The 21,504-nt window shown below is 40.2% G+C and carries 23 protein-coding genes; 8 read left to right on the top strand and 15 right to left on the bottom strand.

The features are described 5' to 3' along the window. Positions 1 to 396: 396 nt before the first annotated feature. Complete coding sequence (locus tag IQ230_RS20935; RefSeq protein ID WP_193934184.1) at positions 397 to 1,086, bottom strand: Bax inhibitor-1/YccA family protein; 690 nt, start codon at positions 1,084 to 1,086, stop codon at positions 397 to 399. A 191-nt stretch (positions 1,087 to 1,277) separates the two neighbouring features. Continuing rightward, complete coding sequence (locus IQ230_RS20930) at positions 1,278 to 3,176, bottom strand: S9 family peptidase (protein ID WP_193934183.1); 1,899 nt, start codon at positions 3,174 to 3,176, stop codon at positions 1,278 to 1,280. Between the two features lie 139 nt (positions 3,177 to 3,315). Between IQ230_RS20930 and IQ230_RS20925 the strand changes: the two genes are divergently transcribed. From IQ230_RS20925 to IQ230_RS20910, 4 genes are all read left to right on the top strand, one after another. After that, positions 3,316 to 3,663 carry a 4a-hydroxytetrahydrobiopterin dehydratase gene (locus IQ230_RS20925; protein ID WP_193934182.1) on the top strand — a complete coding sequence of 116 codons (348 nt, stop codon included), beginning with the start codon at positions 3,316 to 3,318 and terminating at the stop codon, positions 3,661 to 3,663. A 308-nt stretch (positions 3,664 to 3,971) separates the two neighbouring features. Further along, positions 3,972 to 4,613, top strand: coding sequence for a class I SAM-dependent methyltransferase (locus tag IQ230_RS20920; RefSeq protein ID WP_193934185.1), 642 nt, complete (start codon positions 3,972 to 3,974; stop codon positions 4,611 to 4,613). Positions 4,614 to 4,843: 230 nt separating this feature from the next. Continuing rightward, positions 4,844 to 5,356: a hypothetical protein gene (locus tag IQ230_RS20915; RefSeq protein WP_193934181.1), complete on the top strand. Its 513-nt coding sequence runs from the start codon at positions 4,844 to 4,846 to the stop codon at positions 5,354 to 5,356. Positions 5,357 to 5,401: 45 nt separating this feature from the next. Next, a complete protein-coding gene (locus IQ230_RS20910) occupies positions 5,402 to 6,289 on the top strand; it encodes a hypothetical protein (protein WP_193934180.1) in 888 nt (295 codons plus the stop codon). 142 nt (positions 6,290 to 6,431) lie between these two features. Here the strand turns inward: IQ230_RS20910 and IQ230_RS20905 are convergent, their stop codons facing one another. The 6 genes from IQ230_RS20905 to IQ230_RS20885 form a co-directional block, all read right to left on the bottom strand. Beyond that, on the bottom strand, positions 6,432 to 7,226 hold the full coding sequence (locus IQ230_RS20905) for a Uma2 family endonuclease (RefSeq protein ID WP_193934179.1): 795 nt from the start codon (positions 7,224 to 7,226) through the stop codon (positions 6,432 to 6,434). Positions 7,227 to 7,410: 184 nt separating this feature from the next. Then, complete coding sequence (locus IQ230_RS20900) at positions 7,411 to 8,268, bottom strand: 3'(2'),5'-bisphosphate nucleotidase CysQ family protein (protein ID WP_193934178.1); 858 nt, start codon at positions 8,266 to 8,268, stop codon at positions 7,411 to 7,413. Positions 8,269 to 8,424: 156 nt separating this feature from the next. Further along, a complete protein-coding gene (locus tag IQ230_RS26935; protein WP_228055202.1) occupies positions 8,425 to 8,562 on the bottom strand; it encodes a Uma2 family endonuclease in 138 nt (45 codons plus the stop codon). Positions 8,563 to 8,602: 40 nt separating this feature from the next. Further along, positions 8,603 to 8,776: a Uma2 family endonuclease gene (locus tag IQ230_RS26930; protein WP_228055201.1), complete on the bottom strand. Its 174-nt coding sequence runs from the start codon at positions 8,774 to 8,776 to the stop codon at positions 8,603 to 8,605. A 241-nt stretch (positions 8,777 to 9,017) separates the two neighbouring features. Then, a complete protein-coding gene (locus IQ230_RS20890) occupies positions 9,018 to 9,881 on the bottom strand; it encodes a sugar kinase (protein ID WP_193934177.1) in 864 nt (287 codons plus the stop codon). A 78-nt stretch (positions 9,882 to 9,959) separates the two neighbouring features. Further along, positions 9,960 to 10,697 carry an S-layer homology domain-containing protein gene (locus IQ230_RS20885; RefSeq protein WP_193934176.1) on the bottom strand — a complete coding sequence of 246 codons (738 nt, stop codon included), beginning with the start codon at positions 10,695 to 10,697 and terminating at the stop codon, positions 9,960 to 9,962. A 428-nt stretch (positions 10,698 to 11,125) separates the two neighbouring features. On the opposite strand from IQ230_RS20885, the gene rsmI reads away from it, so the two are divergent. Continuing rightward, on the top strand, positions 11,126 to 11,998 hold the full coding sequence (gene rsmI / locus IQ230_RS20880) for a 16S rRNA (cytidine(1402)-2'-O)-methyltransferase (protein WP_193934175.1): 873 nt from the start codon (positions 11,126 to 11,128) through the stop codon (positions 11,996 to 11,998). Here the strand turns inward: rsmI and IQ230_RS20875 are convergent. Continuing rightward, positions 11,995 to 12,819 carry a PD-(D/E)XK nuclease family protein gene (locus IQ230_RS20875; protein WP_193934174.1) on the bottom strand — a complete coding sequence of 275 codons (825 nt, stop codon included), beginning with the start codon at positions 12,817 to 12,819 and terminating at the stop codon, positions 11,995 to 11,997. The two genes, rsmI and IQ230_RS20875, sit on opposite strands and share 4 nt — an antisense overlap. Positions 12,820 to 12,921: 102 nt before the next feature. Here IQ230_RS20875 and IQ230_RS20870 point away from each other — a divergent pair, with 102 nt between their 5' ends. After that, on the top strand, positions 12,922 to 14,361 hold the full coding sequence (locus IQ230_RS20870) for a phosphoglucomutase/phosphomannomutase family protein (protein WP_193934173.1): 1,440 nt from the start codon (positions 12,922 to 12,924) through the stop codon (positions 14,359 to 14,361). 50 nt (positions 14,362 to 14,411) lie between these two features. Beyond that, positions 14,412 to 14,675 (top strand): LapA family protein, encoded by a 264-nt coding sequence (locus tag IQ230_RS20865; protein WP_193934172.1) that lies wholly within the window; start codon positions 14,412 to 14,414, stop codon positions 14,673 to 14,675. A 74-nt stretch (positions 14,676 to 14,749) separates the two neighbouring features. Here the strand turns inward: IQ230_RS20865 and IQ230_RS20860 are convergent, their stop codons facing one another. From IQ230_RS20860 to IQ230_RS20850, 3 genes are all read right to left on the bottom strand, one after another. Further along, positions 14,750 to 15,244 carry a phosphate-starvation-inducible PsiE family protein gene (locus tag IQ230_RS20860; RefSeq protein ID WP_193934171.1) on the bottom strand — a complete coding sequence of 165 codons (495 nt, stop codon included), beginning with the start codon at positions 15,242 to 15,244 and terminating at the stop codon, positions 14,750 to 14,752. Between the two features lie 235 nt (positions 15,245 to 15,479). Further along, positions 15,480 to 15,815, bottom strand: coding sequence for a type II toxin-antitoxin system PemK/MazF family toxin (locus IQ230_RS20855; RefSeq protein WP_193934170.1), 336 nt, complete (start codon positions 15,813 to 15,815; stop codon positions 15,480 to 15,482). Continuing rightward, positions 15,809 to 16,048, bottom strand: coding sequence for an AbrB/MazE/SpoVT family DNA-binding domain-containing protein (locus IQ230_RS20850; protein WP_193934169.1), 240 nt, complete (start codon positions 16,046 to 16,048; stop codon positions 15,809 to 15,811). Before IQ230_RS20850 ends, IQ230_RS20855 begins: the two co-directional genes overlap by 7 nt. 249 nt (positions 16,049 to 16,297) lie before the next feature. Between IQ230_RS20850 and IQ230_RS20845 the strand changes: the two genes are divergently transcribed. Beyond that, positions 16,298 to 16,573: a hypothetical protein gene (locus tag IQ230_RS20845; protein WP_193934168.1), complete on the top strand. Its 276-nt coding sequence runs from the start codon at positions 16,298 to 16,300 to the stop codon at positions 16,571 to 16,573. Between the two features lie 245 nt (positions 16,574 to 16,818). On the opposite strand, the gene polA is transcribed toward IQ230_RS20845, so the two are convergent. The 3 genes from polA to IQ230_RS20830 all read right to left on the bottom strand — a co-directional run bounded on the left by polA (position 16,819) and on the right by IQ230_RS20830 (position 21,413). Continuing rightward, positions 16,819 to 19,728: a DNA polymerase I gene (polA, locus tag IQ230_RS20840; protein WP_407646695.1), complete on the bottom strand. Its 2,910-nt coding sequence runs from the start codon at positions 19,726 to 19,728 to the stop codon at positions 16,819 to 16,821. 57 nt (positions 19,729 to 19,785) lie between these two features. Beyond that, entirely contained in the window at positions 19,786 to 21,126 is a 1,341-nt protein-coding gene (locus IQ230_RS20835) for an ArsB/NhaD family transporter (RefSeq protein WP_193934166.1), read from the bottom strand. Positions 21,127 to 21,251: 125 nt separating this feature from the next. Beyond that, on the bottom strand, positions 21,252 to 21,413 hold the full coding sequence (locus IQ230_RS20830) for a hypothetical protein (protein ID WP_193934165.1): 162 nt from the start codon (positions 21,411 to 21,413) through the stop codon (positions 21,252 to 21,254). Positions 21,414 to 21,504 lie beyond the last annotated feature (91 nt).

Raw genomic sequence — 21,504 nt, 5'->3', positions numbered from 1 at the left:
CTGATTGAGGTGTCACCTTGTGTGTATGCCTTAACTATTTTTTCTCGCAAGTCGAGCGAGTACGGTTTCATTAGACTTCATTTGTGTACTCCTCTTACTGTACCTCATAAACTTGCAATAGGCTGTAAGTTCCTCACTAAATGTTCTCTATCTCAATCTAATTTTAAAATTAGTATCACAGCTAGCTTGAGTTACATTATGGTTTCTGTATCTGAATTAAACCTTACCTGACTATACTCAACAGTTGAACGGCAAAAAGGCAAAAGAATTGTCAAGAAGTTGCGATCGCTTTTTTATGAACAACTTAATGCTTTAGATATTGATTTAGAAATACTGGAATAAAAAACTCCCAACGGTTAATACGTGGGAGTTCAGGGTAAGTATAGAAAATAATAATTAGCGGCGTGAAGACAGCGCCATGACGATTCGCAATACGTACCAGAACAGAAGTGCAACTGAAGCAAACAATTCTAACGCAGCTGCTACATATTGATTCTTTGAGTAGTGATGCATCACGTTTGATGTGTCATAAAGAATTGCTGCTGAAGCGAATACTACCATTGCTACTGAGAAAAATAGCCCTAATGTAAAACCAAACAAAATACTACAAATAATTAGCCCCAAAGCAACGAAACCACTAATTTTAAGAATTCCACCTAAAAAAGAGAAATCCTTGCGCGTTGTAAATGCAACGGTTGTCAGTCCACCAAAGAGTAATAGCGTCAAAATTGCAGATGTTGGAATAACACTAGGATCGGAAAACTGTGCTGCGATGTACAAAAGAGGTGCAAAGATCAAAGCCTCCGCTACAACATAAATTCCTAGCCCCATGTATTGAGTTTGTACCGAATCTGCTTTTGATGCTAACTCCTTCGACATCCAGCCTAGCAGAGCAAATGCCCCTAGAATACCAAGCCAAGTAAACTGACTTGCTATAACGAAATTAGTGACTGCTTCAGCAATACCGGTTTGAAACAGTAAGAACTCAATTACAATGAATGCACCAACTGCCCCAGCAAGATGTGTATAAGTACGTTGAATAAACTTAGCACGTTCATCAGGTCGCGCTTGTACAACTGTCAACATAGATTTGATGTAATAAAATGAATAAAAGCTATCTGTAAGCTTAGCTTTTACTCTAGATACATAGTTGGGTAAAAATGCGGAATTGAATAGTAATGGCTGCCACAAAATTACATAATGTAATGAGCTTAATGTAACTCTAGAAATACTTACACAAATAATTACTAAAGGCAGGCAAAAAGCCCACCTTATAACTATTGGATCAAACCAGAATGACCAGGGATATCTCCCATCGGTTCAAATCTACCAGCTAAGTATTTTGCCAAAAACTCTTCTGCAACTGCGTAGAAGTGCAAGCGGTTTTCAGGACGCGCAAAGCCGTGTCCTTCATCAGTATATAGTGCATACTCTACAGGCTTACCTGCTTTCTTTACAGCTTCAACAATTTGATCGCTTTCGGCTTGTTTAACTCGCGGATCGTTCGCACCTTGGGCAATCAGTAGCGGTTTTTTGATGCGATCAGCGTAGAATAAAGGCGATCGCGACTTTAAAAATTCCTGTTCAGTCTCTAAATTACCAATACGATGAGCTTCCATTGCTCTTAATGGTTCCCAATACGGTGGAATACTTTCCATCATCGTAATTAAGTTACTAGGACCTACAATATCCACACCGGCAGCAAATACATCAGGAGTAAATGTTAACCCGACTAAGGTTGCATAACCGCCATAAGAACCACCCATGATTGCAATCTTTTGTGGATTGGAAATTCCTTTTTCGACTAACCAATTTACCGCATCAACTAAATCATCGTGCATTTTTGCACCCCATTCGCGATTACCCGCGTTGAGGAAGTTTTTACCATAACCTGTCGATCCTCGAAAATTCACTTGCAACACTGCATAGCCGCGATTTGCCAGCCATTGCACTTCAGGATCGTAACCCCAAGTATCCCGCGCCCAAGGACCACCGTGAACTAATAGTACTGTTGGTAATTTTTTTGGTTCGATTCCTACAGGCGTTGTCAAGTAGCCATAAATTGTTAACCCATCGCGTGCAGTATAAGAAACAGGCTGCATTGATGCTAGTTGCAAACCTTCAAGTTTTGGTTGGTTGCTGAAGAGTAAAGTACTATTTTTCGACTCGCGATCATAAGTGTAGTAGTAAACAGGACCATCATCAGTTAAGTAAGACACTAGCCAAGTTTTATCTGCTAAGTCGCGGCTACCAATCCCAAATTCTCCATGATGTACCTGCGAAATTGCTGTAAAATCAGGTGCAATACTTTGATCGAGAATTTGCCACTCTTCTTTATCTTTATAAAAAGAAACAGCTTGAATTCGCCGAGAAAGTGGTTGCACAAGCACACCATCAACGTCATACTGAGAATCTTCAGCAATCACAGTTTCTTCACGAGTCGCTAAATTTAAGGCAAGAAGTCGCTGCGTATTTGCCTCGTGACTAGCAATAAGATAAAGTGTTTGACCATCATTAGAAAATAGTGCAGGATAACCTTCGTCATCAGGTCCCCAGTGGCGTAGTAACTGCCATTCCTGATCTAAGGTGTCTCGATATAAAAGATCCGAACCACCATCTGGGGTAGTTGCGATCGCCGCCTTAATTTGAAACTGTGCATCCGCCAACCAGCCGACAATATTTCCTGGGTTTTCGGTATCAAACTCAACTGCACCGTTTTTTAAGTTAATTCGATAAACATCATGCTTGCGCAGATCTTGTAAATTCAATCCTACTAAAATCTCATTTGGAAAGTGCGGATCAAGCCCCACTGGTTGCGCTTGAATTCCTTGAAACGGTGTTAAATCGCGGACAATCTGAGTTTTAATATTTACCGAGTACAAATGCCAATTTTCATCACCATCGGTATCTTGGAGATAAATTAACTGTTCTCCTTCATATGTCCAAAAATAGACGCGGATACCGCGCTTTTTATCGTCGGTGAGTTTGCGATCGTCTTCTTGTCCTACGGTACGCAGCCACACTTGTAAAACATTCTTCTCATCGGGTGCAATATACGCTAAATATTTCCCATCAGGAGATAGCTGTGGACGCGCGCGTTCAGGATTGCCAAAGAGAATTTCACGCGGAATCAGCGGTGGTAGCTTGGATAATTGAGCTTCTGTTACAGTTTGCATTGTGAGTTACTTGCTTTTTACGTTGCTTTTTCTAGCGTAGATGAAAGCTTCTCGCATCTGCATCGTATTTGCTAGAGTGCAAGTAGCCTAATAACACTACAAGCAGTTCACATCAGATTATTTACAGCAAGAGGGAATTATGGAAGCTTTAGTAAAACAAAAGTGTACTGCGTGTCACAAAGACGCACCCCGCGTTACAGAAGCAGAAATTACCGAACTCAAACCACAAATTCCCGACTGGAATATTGTAGAGGTAGACGGGGAAGCGCGTTTAGAACGTACTTACAAGTTTCCCGATTTTCAATCTGCACTCGATTTTACTAATCGCGTTGGTGCAGCCGCAGAAGATGAAGGGCATCATCCTGCATTACTGACAGAGTGGGGCAAAGTTAAAGTTAGTTGGTGGACTCACGCCATTTCTGGATTGCACCGTAATGATTTTATTATGGCAGCAAAAACAGACCAAATTGCTACCGAAGCGTCGTAGTAAATTTATAGGATGAGTGGTAATGGGTAATAGATCGTTATTGGTAGAAGCGATCGCTTTCTTATTACTCATACACTACCTGAATATTTCATCTAACGTTCTGATTGAATTTGTATAATTAGCTGTTGTATAGCAGGAAAGTACGTTTCATCTCCTTGTTCGCGGAACAATTGAGATGCTTATTTTAGATCTGCGATCGCAAAATCATCATTAAAGCAATTAAAAACCGACGCCGATCCTTTTAACCAACTTTACACTTTGTCATTTTTTCTAAACTGGGAAAGGAGAGCTATGATAACTAGACCCATATAATGCTGCGACCTAACCAAAGACAAAAATTAGACAGTTCCGACGATCAACAGTTTTATGCGTATCCGCGATTTGTCACGCATGTTGACGATGGCTTTATTCAACAGTTAACCGATTTGTATCGCCTCCGCCTTAAGCCTAATACCCGTATCTTTGACATGATGAGTAGTTGGGTTTCGCATCTGCCTAAAGAGATAGAATTTTCTCATGTTGAAGGACACGGACTGAATGAAGAGGAATTAGCACGTAATTCGCAATTGAATCATTATTTTGTGCAAAATCTCAACGAAAATCCTAAGTTTCCGCTCAAAGACCAAGATTTTGATGCGGTACTCAACACCGTATCAGTACAATATCTACAATATCCCGAAGCTATATTTTCCGAAATTCATCGCATTCTTAAACCAGGTGGAGTTGCGATCATTAGCTTCTCCAATCGAATGTTTTTTCAAAAAGCAATCGAAGCATGGCGTGAGGGATCTGAAGCTAGCCGAGTCGAGTTGGTTAAACACTACTTTGAGTCAGTACCTGGATTTACACCTCCCGAAGTCATTGCGCGTCAATCCAAAGCACCAATCTTGCAATGGTTAGGTGCTGGTGGAGGCGATCCTTTTTATGCTGTAATTGCTTACCGTGAATAAGAGTAGGGTAGCAGAGGAGTTAATAAGTTATGAGTGTTGAGTTCTGAGCTTAAGAGAGTTACTCGTAAAGAGTGCTGAGTTATAAGTTGAGAAAGTTACTCAATTCATAACGTGCTAACGCACCGCTACGCTAACAAAACTGAGAACTCAAAGCTCTTGAGGATTCAAAACTCAAAACTAGCCACTAATCACTACCTCAACTTCTATTAATCAATCTAAAGGAGACATAAATGATTTTTCCAAATGCGCGTAGGGTTTTGGCGGCTTTTTTACTCTCAATTTTATTATTCGTTACAGCTTGTCAAGCTCAATCACCCTCGCGTTTTGACGAAGTACAAGCAAACAGTAGCCAGCAAAAAAGTGGTCAAGCTGTTGCTAAAGATGCGACTCAAGGTGGTAGTTTTAATCAATTCTTTCCGACTGCTAGTCGCGGTTACGAACGAGTTTACACGCAAGAGAAAAAAGGTTTTGCTGAAGCTAAGTTGAAAAAAGACGGGAAAGATGTAGCATTGATGGCGATTTCTGATACGCGTAGTCTTCCAACAGCTGCGGCAAAATTTAAGAATGCTACAAAAGAGATTGCAGGTTATCCTGCATTAGAGATTGGTAGTACACAAACAGCGGTGTTAGTTGCCGATCGCTATCAAGTGAAAGTATTATCTCGCGATGCGTTATTTACAGCCAGCGATCGCGAAGCTTTGTTAAAACAATTCGATTACCAAGGTCTTGCAAAATTGCAGTGATTGTATCCCAGACTGAGACAAATTTTGTAAATATAGGAGCTTAACGTGAGTAAACCAATTCAAAAATTGGTTGATAATCTACCAACCAATAACTTAACTGTCTCGATGCTGCGATCGCTAGATTTTGTGATTCCTGGTCAGTGGCAAAATGTGACAGGATTTGAAAACACAATTCGTGTTGTTACAGGAGAAACTGACGAAGACTTAATTCAACAAATTGGCGAACGGGCTATTTATCTCTACAATGATCGTTCGCAAGGCTATCAACGCGCCATGTGGTTATATCAAACTGTTGATAGTACCGATGTTGCCCTAGGTTCAGCTGCATTAGCAAATAAAATCGGCGAACGTGTTCCGCTGCTAGGTTTCTTGAATCGCCTGACTCCCAAAGCCGATAAAGCACAAACAATCGATTTAAGTCTCAAATTAGTCGCGGAATTAGTTGCATTTTGCTACATTAACGGTATTCCTGGAGATAGCATTGGTGATTTTGTTGCCTCTTTAGCTGACTATAGCGGTGAATCATTAATGCGGATGGTTGCTTTAGTTTGCGTTGATGGTTTGATTCCATTAGGACCAGATTTTATCATCAAAGCACAATCAGTTCTTAATAATACCAGTCCCAAGGAGATAGAAAAAAATGCAACTTTCCAACGCATAAGTGATGCAATTCCAGGAGTGACTTCTCTAAATAAACTGCTGTTTATTGGTGAAAGTTTTGACTCAGTTAAAGGTTGGATGAGTGGACTAGTTTCTTCACGAAATCTCACACCACAAAAAGTTGTTAGTAATCTGCAACAAACAATTGAAGTTGCTGATGATAAACTTGATTATCTTGCTGCCTTTCTCGATGTAGCAACAAACTACTACGAACACACTGGTACTCAAACTTTAGCACGCCGTTTGATTGAACGCGCAGTAGCTGAAGTTTAACCTCAAAAGTAACAAGTAAGGTGAGTATAGATAGAAATTACATTATTAGAAATGGGTAATGGGCAATTGTTAATGAATATTCTTTCCAATGACTAATTATCTGTTACCAATTACCTGGCTTTGGGAAAGCTAAATAGCACATTCATCTGAGTTGTTCAACTTGTGCCTGTGATAACCCTGTTAATCTAGCTACTTGTTCTACTGTCATGCCTTCTTGTAATAGATTCCGAATTGTCTGTTGTAACAAAGACTGTGCTTGTTCAGCGCGTTGACGTTCTTGTTCAGCGCGTTGATATTCTTGTTCAGCGCGTTGATATTCTTGTTCAGCAAAAGTTGGTAACAATTCTCCGTCTAAAGTTGTCCAGCGTAACCAAGTTGCTTCTACACCCTCATAAGTACCTTGCCAGCGTTGCAGTGCCAAACCGAGGGACTGACTAACTAATTGATTTTGAGCATTGGGCATTATAGGTTGATAGACTCCATGCTGTAAGAAGAATCCAGCCCAGTCCTCAGGATTGAATGGGTCAAACCAAAAATATTCTGGTACACGTAGCTGATTTTGATAAATTAGCTTCTTTTCATTTTTATCTGCTTGTGCAGTGCTGTCAGAAAGTAATTCAATTACAACATCTGGCGCTTTTCCTTCTTCCCACACTACCCAACTTTTGCGTTCTCTTTTAGGTACGCCTAACACCGCAAAAAAGTCTGGACCTCTAAAGTCTTGATTGCGCACTTGCGCCAGACTAAAGTAGACGAACATATTACCACTCGCGTATCCATCCGATCGCTTGTCAAGCCAAGGCAATAAGCTATGAATTAGCAAATTCATTTGAACTTTATGCCGTTGGGTTTCCATCGGAATACCATCATCGCAAGGTAACTCATCTTGAGTGGGGGGCAATGCCACACCTAATTCTTCAAGGGTAATTTCTGACATGGCTGTTTCAGAGGTATATACCCAGTATTGGTACTTATATACTACTGGAAAATGAGCAAAAAACTTTGCTCAAGTATTCCGCAATGCGATCGCCGTTTTGAGAGTAAATGATCGCCTAATACAACGGATCATTTGGTGGGATGAGTCATGCACTCAACTGCAACAACATGATCCGCGTGACTTGTTAACCGTCTATTTGAACTAAAATTCTTTCGGCTTCTTGACAGAGTTGAGTGTGACAGTGACCGTTACTCGCCATTAAACCACCCCACTGATTCACATCTCCAGTGTTGTATTGTAAAGGGCTACCATCAAAGTGCGTAAACTGTCCGCCAGCTTCGGTTAAAATTAACTCTGGTGCAGCCATATCCCAATCTTTTGGTGCAGATTTACCAGAAAGTGAAATATAGATATCTGCTTCTTGTTCAATAATTGTGGCAATTTTGCAGCCAACACTACCAACAAATTTTTGCTTCTTGCAAGGAAGGTGTTCTAACAGTTGATTGAAGCGTTGATCGCGGTGTGTACGGCTAACAACTAAGGTTAAATCTTCCGCTTGGTTGCGATCTGAAACTTTAATCGGCGTAACTCCACCATTACGAGTTTCAGCAAAGCTACCACCACCAAGCATTGCATAGTACAGTTTTTCTAACTCTGGGCACGCAACAATGGCAAGCACGGGACGCTGATCTTTAACTAAAGCAATGTGAATTGCATATTCGCCAGTTTTATCAATAAAATCTCGCGTTCCATCCAATGGATCGATAATCCAAACCCAAGGTTTATTAAAATACTCAGGGGATTGCGACTTATAAGTTTCTTCACTCATGTAAGCAAAGTCGTCATCTCCCAAATTGCTCTTGAGTTTATCTAAGATATAGTGGTTTACTGCAAGATCTGCTGAGGTCACAGGACCATCTTTTTTCTCTTTAATTTCCAGATTACCTTCATTAATATCCGCTTGGTAATAAGAACGTAACAAATACGATGCGCCCCAACCTACGGAACGCGCGATCGCTAAAATTTCCTCTAGCTCCTTCATTATGCCACCAGCGTCGATGAACCCCTAGATTTTAGCCCATTGCCTTCGTTTCGTTGGATATCTCAATCAATTAATTGGCTAAGCTACGAGTTCCTGCACAATAATACTAAAACCTGTCAACACAACTTTAGTGCTAACGACTTCATCGGCTGTAAATCACAAATGCTGATTTTGGGTCAGAATTAATATCCACTTTGCATCAGGAAATACTAGCCATACTTCTGCACAACCTGAGTCTAGGTATTCTCTAGCTTTGGCAAATAAATCTTCCGCAAAATCTTGTCGGAGAAGCAATTTCAGCAATTAAGGGAAAACTTTGAGGAAAAGTCGCAGGTCAACCAAATTGAGCGAGTAATTCAGGAGTAATATAAGCTACATCAGGACGGCGTACTTGTTTGGTAGTGCGACATGGGACTTCTGTACATGGTTCTCCTCCTTGTCCATCAAAAGCATGATTTCCCCAGAGACGGCTTAATCTACCTTGAACTACACCGTGTCTAACTGTCATTCCTGTTTTTTCTACTACCTGTTCATCTACCCATTCTGCATCATCTACAGGATGGGTAGATGAAGTCTTCTAATAAAGTGTCAGTAGTCTCTCTAGGATATTGTTGTATAGCTAGTGCCATAGTTAAGCTACCAATTAGGGTGCTGCTTGCCATGATTATGACTTAAATGCGGGTGTAAATAAATTCGCTGCTAGAGAAATAAAATCCACCTCCGTGGACTGCTTCAGTTGAAGGGTATCTTTATTGTTGCATCCAGCGTCGTGTACCAAAAAATTCGCAAGAAGAAGCAGCAACACGCGCAGCAGCAGCTAAGGCTTCAGGAAAGTTAGCTTGCAGAATGTAATGACAAAAAGCACCGTGAAAAATATCACCAGCCCCTAAGGTGTCAACAGCTTTGACTTTAGGAACTACAACACTATTGTGCTTATCGTTTATTTGGTATTGAATTGGGTTTTCTCCCTGGGTGATGGCAATGTAAGGAATACCCACATCAGTAAGATAAGCAAATACTTCTGTCGTATTGTTGCAGCCTGGGGGATAGAAATTTGCCGAACACACAGCATAATCGACAAAGGGCAAGACTTTTTCAAATCCAGGTTTCCAACTTCCACCATCGATGACAACAGGGATATGTTTCTCTTTAGCTTGTTGGGCGATCGCTTGTCCAACTAACATCTGATGTCCATCAACTAAGACAATATCTACTCCTTGCAAAATATCTTCAGGAAGGCGATCGCCAGTAACTTGAGTTTTTACCGCGTTAATCGAAATAACTGCCCGTTCTCCGGTCGCTTCTGTAACAATAATTGAGGATACTGGCGGTGGTTCTAGTTTTGTAGGATTTAAGTCTTGAACTATAACTTGATAAGTCTCTAAATCTGCCACAAGCAAATTTTGTAGTGGATGCAAACCGAATTCACCGAGTAGTTTTGCTCGATCCCAATAACTAAATGTAATTGCAGCATTTGTCGCAGGACCACCAGCAGCTAAAGTATAGTCAGTTGCAACTATTTTTTGATTACTGTGGGGAACACATTGTGCTAAGTAGATGAAATCTATAGTAACTAAACCAATAAATAGTCCTAGTTTGGTTTTCCGACTCATTTTTGAACCACATAGGCGTAGACTCCCGTAGGATAGATTGGGAAGTCTACACAAAAGATTAAGCTTTATGTCTGTAGTTTAGTAGGGAGATTGAGCCGTTAGTGGAATTGGATTATTTACGATATATTGCTGGGGAACGACAGACGCCTCATTAGGACTCGCCAAAGCTTGACACAGAAACGCTGCTACTTCTGCTCGTGTTGCTTGCTTGTTAGGATGTAGAAACCTGATATCTGGGTAATTAACTACAATACTTCTTTCTGTTGCTGCTGCTATTTTGCTCTGGGCGTACCGAGGAATTTTATTAGCATCAGCAAAATTTGTTTTTAATGTTGATGTAACATTTCTACTAGGAACATAATTTAATCCACTTGCTAAAGCAACTAAGACTTGAGAGCGAGTAATTCTTTGGTTTGGTTTAAATACTCTTCCTGGATAGCCGGATAAAAAGTTTCTTTGGTACGCTTCTGCAACATGATTATGTGCCCAGTCATATACATGAACATCTCTAAATTCTACTCGCCTACGTGTTCGAGGAATTTGAGGAAAAGCTTTGCCTACTATTGCTGCAAATTCTGCACGATTAATGTACATCATTGGGCGAAAGCTACCATCTGGATAACCATTAATGATTCCTTGATTGGCTAACTTTACGATACAAGAATTCGCCCAATTTCCCTGAAGATCGTAAAACAATGGATACTGGTTAGTATACTGAGCTGCGGCAGGTTTTTGTAATGATAATGTGAATACGCTAGTTATTACTCCTAGCCCAACTAATAAGTTAGGAAAAGAGCGACCTTTAAAATTCAACATTGAATACTTTTACCCCTGAAATATATAATTGTTGATTAATATATAAATGAGAGAGTTCCTTCTACTTTGATGATTTTTTTATAAACAGTTAATATAGTTCAGCACTTTATATAAATTTAAATCCATCAACATCCAATGAGCTTAAATATTATCATGCATGTTTAACTTAATAAAATCAACTTTAGATAAAATCTCTATTAATTTACCCAAAAATTATATAAAAAGTCAATTATATCAAGAGATAATTAATTAAAGTAAAAGTAATACAATGACCATGAGCTTATGATTCATGATTATGATTCTGCTAGCGAGATTTTACTGAATAAATATACTTGGACTACTATTATAGTTTGATAAAATAGGTAGATTCACTATATACAAACAAGTCAGATTACTCTATCGGTATTATCCTTAACCCCAACAATACGATGCAGGCGGCAGAAACCGGAACACTTTATGTGGTAGGAACACCTATTGGTAATCTAGAAGATATGACCTTCCGTGCAGTACGGATTTTGCAGTCAGTGGATTTAATTGCAGCAGAAGATACAAGACACACAGGAAAGTTACTACAACATTTTCAAATTGCGACACCGCAGTTAAGTTACCACGAACACAATCGTAACAGTCGCATTCCTGAATTAGTGCAGAAACTGAGTGAAGGAAAAGCGATCGCCCTTGTGACAGATGCAGGAATGCCTGCAATATCCGATCCTGGTTACGAACTTGTCAAGGCGTGTATTGCAGCAAGCATCCCAGTTGTTCCAATTCCTGGTGCGAGTGCAGTCGTTACTGCGTTGTGTGCGGCAGGATTACCGACAGATCGATTTGTGTTTGAAGGTTTTTTGCCTGCGAAAGAAAAAGAACGCCAACAGCGTAAAGAAGCTTTAGAAACAGAATCACGGACAATGATTTTTTATGAATCGCCGCATCGATTGCGACAAACGCTGCAAGACTTCGCCAACGTGTTTGGACAAGATCGGCAAATCGTCTTAGCCCGCGAGTTAACTAAACTGCATGAAGAATTTTGGCGCGGCAGTATTATGAATGCGATCGCACACTACAACCAACGCGAACCGCAAGGAGAATACACGCTTGTTGTTGCTGGAGTACCACCAAGTCAACTCCATCTAACTGAAGCAGAAATCAAAGTCGAGTTACAAAAAATCATGGCGCAGGGAATCTCGCGATCGCAAGCGAGTCGTCAGTTAGCGAAAGAAATATCGCTTTCGCGCAGTCAAATTTACCAAATAGCTTTAGCGCTACCCAATTTATCTTCTTCAACAGATTGTAGCGATTAAGATTTATCTTGTTTAACGCCAGAAAATTCGCAAACAGGACTAAATGGGCAATAACGACAGTGATTGCCAGGATTTGGCGGAAAAATCTTGCTAAAGTTATGTGGATGTTGTTGATAATGGTGCATATCTTGCTGATGTTGGATTGCCACTTGAGCTAACTGATCTTCTACAGCGTCAAGTTGACTAGAAGTCACACTAATTAACTCAGACTTTTTACATCGTTCTAAGTTGTAGAATGAAGCAACGGCTTGATAGTCAGGATACAGATAGCGGGCTGCAAGTAAATAGACAAGTGCCTGTCGCTCGTCAAAAGCCGATCTGCCAGTTTTAAAATCTAGAATGTGCAAAATTTTATCAGCTTCTACGAACACACAATCCATCGTGGCGTACAGCCGAAATTGATAGTTTTTTTGGTGAATGACAATTGGTTGAGGAAATCCTTCATCACCACTCGTAAGTTGAATAATGTGTTTTCCCAGCAAAACAGGACGATGATGGTAGTTTCTCAGAATTTGAATAACGCGCTGCTGAATCTCAATACTCGATTTACTTAACTTCAGCAGTTGGGCAACTTGTTCCACACCATCAGGCTGAGTTAACCATTGACGATGATGATGAAATTCGTAAACACCCTTTTGCGCAAGTAAACCAATTCGTTGTGGTGGACTAACTTTAGCTGATAGTGATTTGATTAACGGTTCTTTTTGCCGCGCTTTGATAAACCCTCGTTTCATTTGACAATGCCATCTTTCTTGCCCTGTAGCTGGGGCAAACAAAGACCAAAGGTGGTAGCTGGCAAAGGGTCGCCCAGAGTTTAGCATTGTCTGGCGGTTCAGTAGGGGAAGCGACAAAAGTTACTGTGACACGTGAGAAACAATAAGCTTCTTGTACTATTAATGATGAACGACAGGGAGTGGCAAAAAATGAGCGCTAGTAACAATTCCAGCAAGATTAAGTTTGGTACCGATGGATGGAGAGGTATTATTGCTGATGACTTTACCTTCCCCAACGTGCGGAAAGTAACGCGGGCGATCGCAAGTTACCTTGAAACCGCTTACAACAAGAACCAACCAGTTCTTATCGCCTACGATACTCGCTTTCTCGCTGACCAGTTTGCCCAAACTGCCGCCGAGGTATTAGCAGCAGACGGTTGGAGTGTGAAAATTACTGATCGGGATTGTCCCACCCCAGTAATTGCTTACAACGCCCGTCACTTAAAAAGTGCCGGTGCATTGATGTTCACTGCCAGTCATAATCCGGCACCCTACTGTGGGATTAAGTATATTCCTGATTACGCTGGTCCTGCCACTCCTGAGATTACTGATACTATTGTGGCAAATATCTCCGGTGCAGACGATGCACCTGTCAGTGGTAATTGGAAAGATAAAATCTCTACTTTCGATCCCAAACCCGAATATCTTAAGTTTCTTTACACGCTACTCGATGTTGAGAAGATTCGTAACGCTAAGTTAAAAGTCAAATACGACGCACTTTACTCTACCTCACGCGGTTACTTAGACATGGTGTTAGAACACTGCGGTTGTGAGTTAGAAACTTTTCATGCACAGCGCGATGTCTTATTTGGCGGTGGAATGCCCGAACCTAAAGGCGAACAACTCATTGAGTTAGTTGAAGCCGTGAAAAAAGATCAAGCCGATCTAGGTCTAGCAACAGATGGTGATAGCGATCGCTTTGGAGTTGTCGATGAACAAGGAAATGTTCTCACACCAAATACTGTTTTACTCTTGCTTGCCCGTCACTTGGTCAAAAATCGCGGTAAATCAGGCGCGATCGTGCGGACGGTTGCCACAACGCATTTACTCGATAACTTAGCAGCTAGCTATGGCTTGGAAATTTATGAGACTCCTGTAGGTTTCAAGTATATCGGGGAGAAAATGCGCGAAACTACAGTGTTAATTGGTGGTGAAGAATCTGGTGGTTTAAGTGTTATTGGGCATATTCCTGAAAAAGACGGAATTTTAGCCGATATGTTAGTTGCAGAAGCGATCGCCTATGAAGGTAAACCGCTAAGTCAGTTAGTTGAAGAGGCAATTTCTGAAGCTAATGGACCATTATCTAATCAGCGCTTAGACTTACATCTTAACGACGCGCACAAAGCTGCTGTCATCGATTCGTTTACAAACAATCCGCCCTCTGATGTTGCTGGAATTCATGTCAAAGAAGTTGGTCGCAAAGATGGCATTAAACTTTACCTTGAAGAAGGTAGCTGGATTTTATTGCGTCCGTCTGGTACTGAACCGCTAATGCGCGTTTACATCGAAGCGACTTCGGCGGATAAACTCAATCAAATTGCAACTCAAATGGAACAAAGCATTAATCGACTCGAACCTGCTGTAGTTTAAGGGATGTAGCAAGAACGATAGACTAGAGAGGTCTAGTGCTAGTCGCTCTAATGAAAACTCTTGCGAATTTGCTAACGATTGTAATTCTTGCTGGCTGGGTAGTGGCGATCGCAATCATTTCCGTACAAAACGCCACCCCAGTTTCTTTGCGATTTTTGACATTTCAATCAATTCAACTTCCTGCAGGGTTGGTACTAGCTTTTAGTGCTGCTTTAGGTATGCTTGCGATGGCATCGACTCAACCTTTATGGATCGCTGGTTCGAGAAGAAATAGCCTCAAATCAGACGATGATGAGTTTTTTGTAGATGAGTAAGAAGGTGCTGAGGGAGTGTTGAATTAAGAAACTTCTTCAATTTCAATTCAAAATTCAAAACTCAAAACTAATCACTAACCACTCACTTTATTTTCCCCTTGATAGTGTTTGACATATCGCTGTTCGGGATCGATACGTTCAAAAGTTGGGGGAATCCAAACTCGTACGATTAACAACGCAGCTAAAACAAGTAAAAACGCACACGCTGCAAGCATTTGATTCCAAGGTACTTCCAATACTCCCCGCACAATCACTTCACGCAGTACTGAGACAATCGATACTTCTACAGCAACGCCAATCGATACACGCTGTTCTTGCAAATAAATAATCAAGAGGCGAAACAACTCCACCATAATCAGCAAAAACAAAATATCTGCGGTGACTTCGTGAAAGTTGAGGGGTGGCAACATTAAGTAAAATATGCCCCTAAGCTGAATCATCATCACGCAGAATAGACCAATGCACAGCGAAACCACAATCAAGTCTTGAATTGTTTCTAGGCTACGCACAAGTAGACTACGATTCAACGCTTCATACCAATTTAACGGGGACTTCAACGGCTGCTGCATCTAAGCTTCCTCCTGCGTGTGGTGTTGATGGGAGATTATGCTTAGATTAACTTATAGATTTGTGTTTTTGGTATTTGAATTATTTATTGAATAAATTAGCCTGGTGACTAAAGTCGTGGCTAGATAAACGAAGTCCACGGAGGTGGACTTATAAAATCAGGTTGTAAACACCTGTGAAGATAGGTTTCGTTTGTCTAGCTGCGGTTTTAACCACTAAGCTTTTAGATGTTAGCAGCTAAAACAATATGGGCTTGATGCGCCGTAATACCTCTTGAAGTAAACCGTCTGGACATTCACCAATCAATTCAGCACGTCTAGCGCGATAATCTAATGAGCGCAATTGATCAACCATCACCACTCCTGTTACAGAGGCTTCTTTTGGGATAACAACATAAAAAGGATTTTTCCGTTGAGTATTACTAATCGGGCAGACAAATACAAATCCCAATTTACGGTTAAAATTGCTGTGACTTACCACTAATGCTGGTCGAGTCCCCATTTGCTCATGACCTGCTTGAGGATCAAAGCTTAACCGAATGAAATGACCGCGCTGTGGGATGTAATCTACCACACCTCATTTCCTTCTGGTTTACCCCAACAAACTTCCTGACTCGGCTCAATAATTTGAGCTAGCAATTCGTCTAGTGTATAGTCTTTTTGCTTCGAGACTGGCTCGATAATGATCTTCCCATCTTCAACGTGGCAATCAACTTCATCGTTTGACTCTAACGACAATTCCTCTACGATGTGCTTGGGAATCCGCCAAGCAAGCGAATTTCCCCATCGTCCGATTTGTGACTTCATGAATTTATCTTTGATATACTTTGTATATCTTAGCTTGAACTACTAAATATATGAAAGTTTCAAATTGGAACGAATTACTAAAAGTTGGACTTGGTGGCTTAATTATATTTCTCATGTTATATACAACCTTGTGTTTTGGAGTAGATAACAAACCCACAGAGATGGGACTGATGATAGTATCCTGTTCAATAGCAATAGCTTTTATTAATATTGATAAATATAGTTCGCCTCGAAGGTGCTAGCTTTAAATTGGAATTATTACAAAAAGTAGTTGAGCAAGCTGAGGTAAAGATTGAAGATCTTAATAAACTGGAGACTGGGTTGAAGTCACTTGCGGAGGAGTCAGTAAAACATATGCTTGATGCTATATCTATGCAAGGTCGGCTTACTTCTTACAATGTACAAGAACTAATAGAGGTAAGAGATAAGTCTGCAACCTTCCTCAAAGGATTAAATATAGATATATCTAACAAGCAAGATATTTTCAAAAAAATCAATGAAATAATATTTTTTGACCATATGTAAAAGATTACTAAGCTGGTATTTGACACTGACATTCAGCAGAAACTTCAAGCTTTATCAAAATTAGACAACATAGAAACCTTTAATTCTAGAGAGTTAAAGAGTCTCCTAGACGGCAAGATTACTCCAGAAATAAGGGAAGCAATAGAAGACTTAGAATATTTCTTGGAGAATAAGTCTTTGAGACGTCCAGATGTATGGAGTAAAAAATAGGTAGTAGTTGAATCTTATTAAGGAAGGTTAAACTACTACTTAACCTCCATCCAGTTTTCACCCGCACGTACTTCGACAAGTAACGGTACACTTAACGACACCGCAGATTCCATTGTTGAGCGAATTTTTGGCTGCAATTCCTCCCACTCATCTTGCGGAACTTCAAACACCAATTCATCGTGAACTTGCAGTAGCAATCGCGCTTGGTAATTTTGCAATAGTTCGTGCAGTTGCGCCATCGCAATTTTGATAATATCCGCACTTGACCCTTGAATTGGTGCATTAGCCGCAGCGCGGAGTAATCCCGCATCATTTGCAGTTAAACCGCGAATTTCATCAAGGTTGATATCTTCAGGCTTGAGGTTGCGTAGCTGACGTAGGCGATCGCTTGTGAAATTAAAATACCGCCGTCGTCCTAAAATTGTCTGTACGTATCCTTTGGCTATGGCTTCTTGTTCCATCCGCCGCAAGTATTCAAACACTAACGGATATTGCTCGTTAAACCGCTCGATAAATACTTTACCATCCGCAGCCTTCATCTTTGTTTCTCTAGCAAACCGCTGCGCACCCATACCGTAAATAACACCGAAGTTAATTGTTTTAGCTAAACGACGTTCTTCAGAAGTGACAACATTTTTTTCAAATAGTAATCTTGCAGTTACACTGTGAATATCTTCGTTATTTTGGTAAGCTTTGACTAAAATTGGCTCTTGACACAAATGCGCGAGAATTCGTAACTCAATTTGAGAGTAATCTGCTGTTATTAATAACCAACCAGACTCTGGAATAAACGCTTTGCGAATTTGGCGACTAAAAGCTGTACGAATTGGAATATTTTGTAAGTTCGGGTTAGAGGAAGATAATCGCCCCGTCGAAGTTGCAGTTTGATTAAAACTTGTATGCACTCGCTGAGTGTCTGGACGCACTAATGCTGGTAGTGCATCAACATATGTAGATTTGAGTTTAGATAAAGTGCGATACTCTAAAATTGCTTCTACTATGGGATGATCGTCACGTAACTTTTCTAGCGTTGCCGCATCTGTTGAGTAGCCTGTTTTAATTTTTCGTGACTTTCTGCGATCTAAGCTTAGCTTATCAAATAAGAGTTCACTTAGCTTTTTCGGCGAGCCTAAATTAAACTTTTCTTCAGCAACCGCATATATCTGTTCCTCAATTGCTGCTAAGTCTTTTTCTAATTGTTTGGAAAACTCCTGCAGATATGCTGTATTGATGTGAATTCCTGTATACTCCATTTCGGCTAAAACAGGTTCTAGCGGCTGTTCGACATCAATTAACAACTTATGTAATGCAGGAATTTTATCCAATTCTGCGCGTAGCTTTGGTACTAATCCGTATGTTGCATAAACATCCATACCGCAATACTCTGCGACAGCAGGAATGTCTAAATCTGCAATAGTTTTGCCTTTCGGTACTAACTCGGCGTAGCTTTTTGCAGTTAAACCTAAGTAGCGCTGTGCTAGATCGCTTAAATTATGACTTGTATCGGGATCTAAAACATAGCTTGCTAGCATCGGATCGAATACTACGCCCTTGAGATTAATTCCCTGACACCGCAATACCAACCTGTCAAATTTAGCGTTTTGCAACGCTTTAGGATATTCTGCGCTTTCTAAAATTGGACGCAATGCAGCTAATACTGTTGCAATATCTAGATTATCTCCTGCTGTGTGACCGAGGGGAATATATGCCATTGCATCGAGTTCGCTTCCCCAGCAGCAACCAATTCCGACAAGTTGTGCATCGCGTGGTTCAAGATCTGTTGTTTCTGTATCCCAAGCAACAGGTGACAAAGTACTGGTATGCTTTTGTAATCGCTGTACTAACTGCGTTAATTTCTCAGGCGTATCAATGATTTGCGGTGTGATTTGGGTAAAAGGCTGTTCTTGAATTGCTTCGGTATCTTCTGCACTAAAGAACCATAGATCGTCACTCTCAAATGTTGGTACTGCGATCGGTTTTGCGTCAGGTAGGACTTCTGCTTCTTCTGCAATGACACCACCAAACTGTTGCTGAAGTTCGTTAACTTTACCGAGAAAAGATTTAAATTCTAACTTTTCTAGTATGGGCTTGAGAGTAGTTATATCGAAACCTGTTAATTTGGCTGCTTCTAAATCAATATCTAATGGTACGTCAATAACAATAGTTGCTAAGTAACGAGATTTTTCAGCATCTTGCTTCCCTGTTTCTAGTTTCTTTTTTGTCGCGCCTTTAATATCACTTAATGAGTTATAAATTTGCTCAAGTGATGTGTATTGATTGAGTAATTGTATTGCTGTTTTTTCACCAATACCTTTGACGCCAGGAATATTATCTGATTTATCGCCACAAAGTGCTTTAAAGTCAACAATTTGTGAGGGTAAAACTCCCATTTTTTCTTTAACTTGTTCTGTTCTGAATTCATTAATTCCTGTAGAAGAACGCTTCAATGCATCAGAACTCAAGTACAAAACACTAATATCTTTTTGAGGGTCAACGAGTTGAAATAAATCGCGATCGCCTGTCAAAATCTTAACTCGATACCCTGCTACACTTGCTTTTTGTGCGAGTGTTCCTAGCACATCATCCGCTTCGTAACCTGGTGCGGTGATAATCGGTAAATTCAAACCGTCGAGTAATTCGTGTAGATTCTTGAGATCGGGAACAAAGTCTTCGGGTGTACCTGGGCGATCTGCTTTATATGTATCATCAGCTTCGTGGCGGAAAGTCGGTAATCCCAGATCGAAGGCGATCGCTAAAGCTTCAGGTTTTTCTACCGCCATGACTTCTAATAACGCCTTGATAAAACCGAAACACACACTTGTTGGAATTCCCGTCGTTGTGCGCAAACCACCGTCACGCCCTTTGGCAAACGCAAAATACGAGCGAAAAGCTAGTGAATGCCCATCAACTAAGATAAATGTTGGGCGCAAAGAAGATGAAGTCACAGTAGAGGTAAAAGCTTGAGACATACTACTATTTTAGCTTTTCAAGCTTACCAGCACTTACCTAAAGATCAAAAAGCGAATTGAAATAAACAAAGCAGCCGCGATCAACTGCACAACCATCACTGGAATGCCATAGCGTAAAAAAGTCTGAAACGAAATTCGCCGCCCGTGGATTTCAGCAATTCCTGCTGCAACAATGTTAGAAGAAGCCCCAACTAAAGTACCATTTCCACCCAAAGTCGCACCAAACATCATTGCATAAAACAACGGTAGAACGACAGAGGGTAACTCACCTTGAAACCCTGGTTGTAATATTTCTGGTGTTGCCAACCCTACATTAACAACATATTCTTTGAGTAATGGCACCATAGCAACAACCAACGGAATATTTGGTACAACACTTGATAAAATTCCTACCAAAAATAATAGAACTAGTGCACCTAAAACAATATTTCTACCCAAAACAAATGCTAAAACTCCAGATATACTACTAACAACACCTGTTTTTTCTAATCCTCCAATTATGACAAAAATACACATAAAAAATATTAAAGTACTCCAATCTACATCACGCAATATATGATTAACTGTCTCAATTTTACTGTGATGCGAAAGTAATAAAGCGAGTGCTGCGCCGAGTAAGGCTACTGCCGCCGGTGAAATAGGAACTGGTAACATTTCTCCTATTACAAAGAACAGCAATACAAAAGCTATGAGTATAATTCCTAAAGTTAAAACGCGGGGGTGATTAATCTGAGGATGTGGTAACTGATCCAAACTTGCCAATTCTTTTCGCCAAATTTTAGGAAATAAGTATGGCAGCATCACTACAATTGCTCCTACTGCAATAACTCCTCCTAAACTTAAACGCCCTAGATAATCTATAAAACTGATATTAACAGCATCCCCAACAATAAATGTTGCTGGATCGCCTACTAATGTTAGTAAGCCTGCACTATTAGCAACAAACACCATCAAAATTAGCAAAGGAACAAAATTGACTCCTACATCTTCAGCAATAGGAGGAATTAAAGGTGCTAACAACATTACAGTTGTAGCGTTTGGTAGTACTGCACAAATTGGAGTTGTAATTGCAACAATTCCTAGTAAAAGTCGCTTACCTTGTCCTTTAGCCAAGATAACTATTTGAGTTGCTAAATAGTCAAATACTTTAGTTGGTTCAAAAGCTCTTACTAGCACCATGACTCCAAAGAATAGAGCTAATGTAGAGTAGCTTCTAGCAATATATGTAATTGCTTCTGCCAACGTCATGATATTGGTAAAAACTAGTAGCAATGCACCTAAAAAAGCAGCAATTGTTAAGTGCATTTTCTCTGTCATAATTAAGATAATTACACTAATAAATACTAGTGAACTAAATGTTGCTTGCCAAAGCATAGACTTTTTTTAAACCTTTTAACTACTGCAAAGTACGCGCTAAATTGAAAGGCAAAAGTTATAACAAAGTAACAAAATACTCTGCATAAATATTGTCTATTGTTAAACACATTTATGGAATTTAACTAACAGCTTGTTCCTTGCTTAGCAAGATATCGATATAAGAAAAAGATCTCTAAAAAATTAGCAGCAGAGAACAAAATGACATCCTGTGATAAGACAAATTGCACTTTTTCCCAGGTACTTTGTCCTGCAACTGCCAAGACAGCAAAATTCAGGTTTAACACTATTAAACTCCCTCAGAATTAAAAGCAAGCACACCAGACGCGTGCATTATCAGCTAGGAACACTGATGAGAGCAAACTATTAATAACAATA

Source organism: Gloeocapsopsis crepidinum LEGE 06123, from assembly GCF_015207655.1.
Classification (GTDB): Bacteria; Cyanobacteriota; Cyanobacteriia; order Cyanobacteriales; family Chroococcidiopsidaceae; genus Gloeocapsopsis; species Gloeocapsopsis crepidinum.
This window is presented reverse-complemented; position numbering and strand designations above follow the sequence as displayed.

Coding starts and splice junctions, on each gene's coding strand:
- IQ230_RS20935 (WP_193934184.1), bottom strand. CDS start 1,086: ATGTTGACAGTTGTACAAGCGCGACCTGATGAACGTGCTAAGTTTATT.
- IQ230_RS20930 (WP_193934183.1), bottom strand. CDS start 3,176: ATGCAAACTGTAACAGAAGCTCAATTATCCAAGCTACCACCGCTGATT.
- IQ230_RS20925 (WP_193934182.1), top strand. CDS start 3,316: ATGGAAGCTTTAGTAAAACAAAAGTGTACTGCGTGTCACAAAGACGCA.
- IQ230_RS20915 (WP_193934181.1), top strand. CDS start 4,844: ATGATTTTTCCAAATGCGCGTAGGGTTTTGGCGGCTTTTTTACTCTCA.
- IQ230_RS20905 (WP_193934179.1), bottom strand. CDS start 7,226: ATGTCAGAAATTACCCTTGAAGAATTAGGTGTGGCATTGCCCCCCACT.
- IQ230_RS20900 (WP_193934178.1), bottom strand. CDS start 8,268: ATGAAGGAGCTAGAGGAAATTTTAGCGATCGCGCGTTCCGTAGGTTGG.
- IQ230_RS26930 (WP_228055201.1), bottom strand. CDS start 8,776: ATGACAGTTAGACACGGTGTAGTTCAAGGTAGATTAAGCCGTCTCTGG.
- IQ230_RS20890 (WP_193934177.1), bottom strand. CDS start 9,881: ATGAGTCGGAAAACCAAACTAGGACTATTTATTGGTTTAGTTACTATA.
- IQ230_RS20885 (WP_193934176.1), bottom strand. CDS start 10,697: ATGTTGAATTTTAAAGGTCGCTCTTTTCCTAACTTATTAGTTGGGCTA.
- rsmI (WP_193934175.1), top strand. CDS start 11,126: ATGCAGGCGGCAGAAACCGGAACACTTTATGTGGTAGGAACACCTATT.
- IQ230_RS20875 (WP_193934174.1), bottom strand. CDS start 12,819: ATGCTAAACTCTGGGCGACCCTTTGCCAGCTACCACCTTTGGTCTTTG.
- IQ230_RS20870 (WP_193934173.1), top strand. CDS start 12,922: ATGAGCGCTAGTAACAATTCCAGCAAGATTAAGTTTGGTACCGATGGA.
- IQ230_RS20865 (WP_193934172.1), top strand. CDS start 14,412: ATGAAAACTCTTGCGAATTTGCTAACGATTGTAATTCTTGCTGGCTGG.
- IQ230_RS20860 (WP_193934171.1), bottom strand. CDS start 15,244: ATGCAGCAGCCGTTGAAGTCCCCGTTAAATTGGTATGAAGCGTTGAAT.
- IQ230_RS20850 (WP_193934169.1), bottom strand. CDS start 16,048: ATGAAGTCACAAATCGGACGATGGGGAAATTCGCTTGCTTGGCGGATT.
- IQ230_RS20835 (WP_193934166.1), bottom strand. CDS start 21,126: ATGCTTTGGCAAGCAACATTTAGTTCACTAGTATTTATTAGTGTAATT.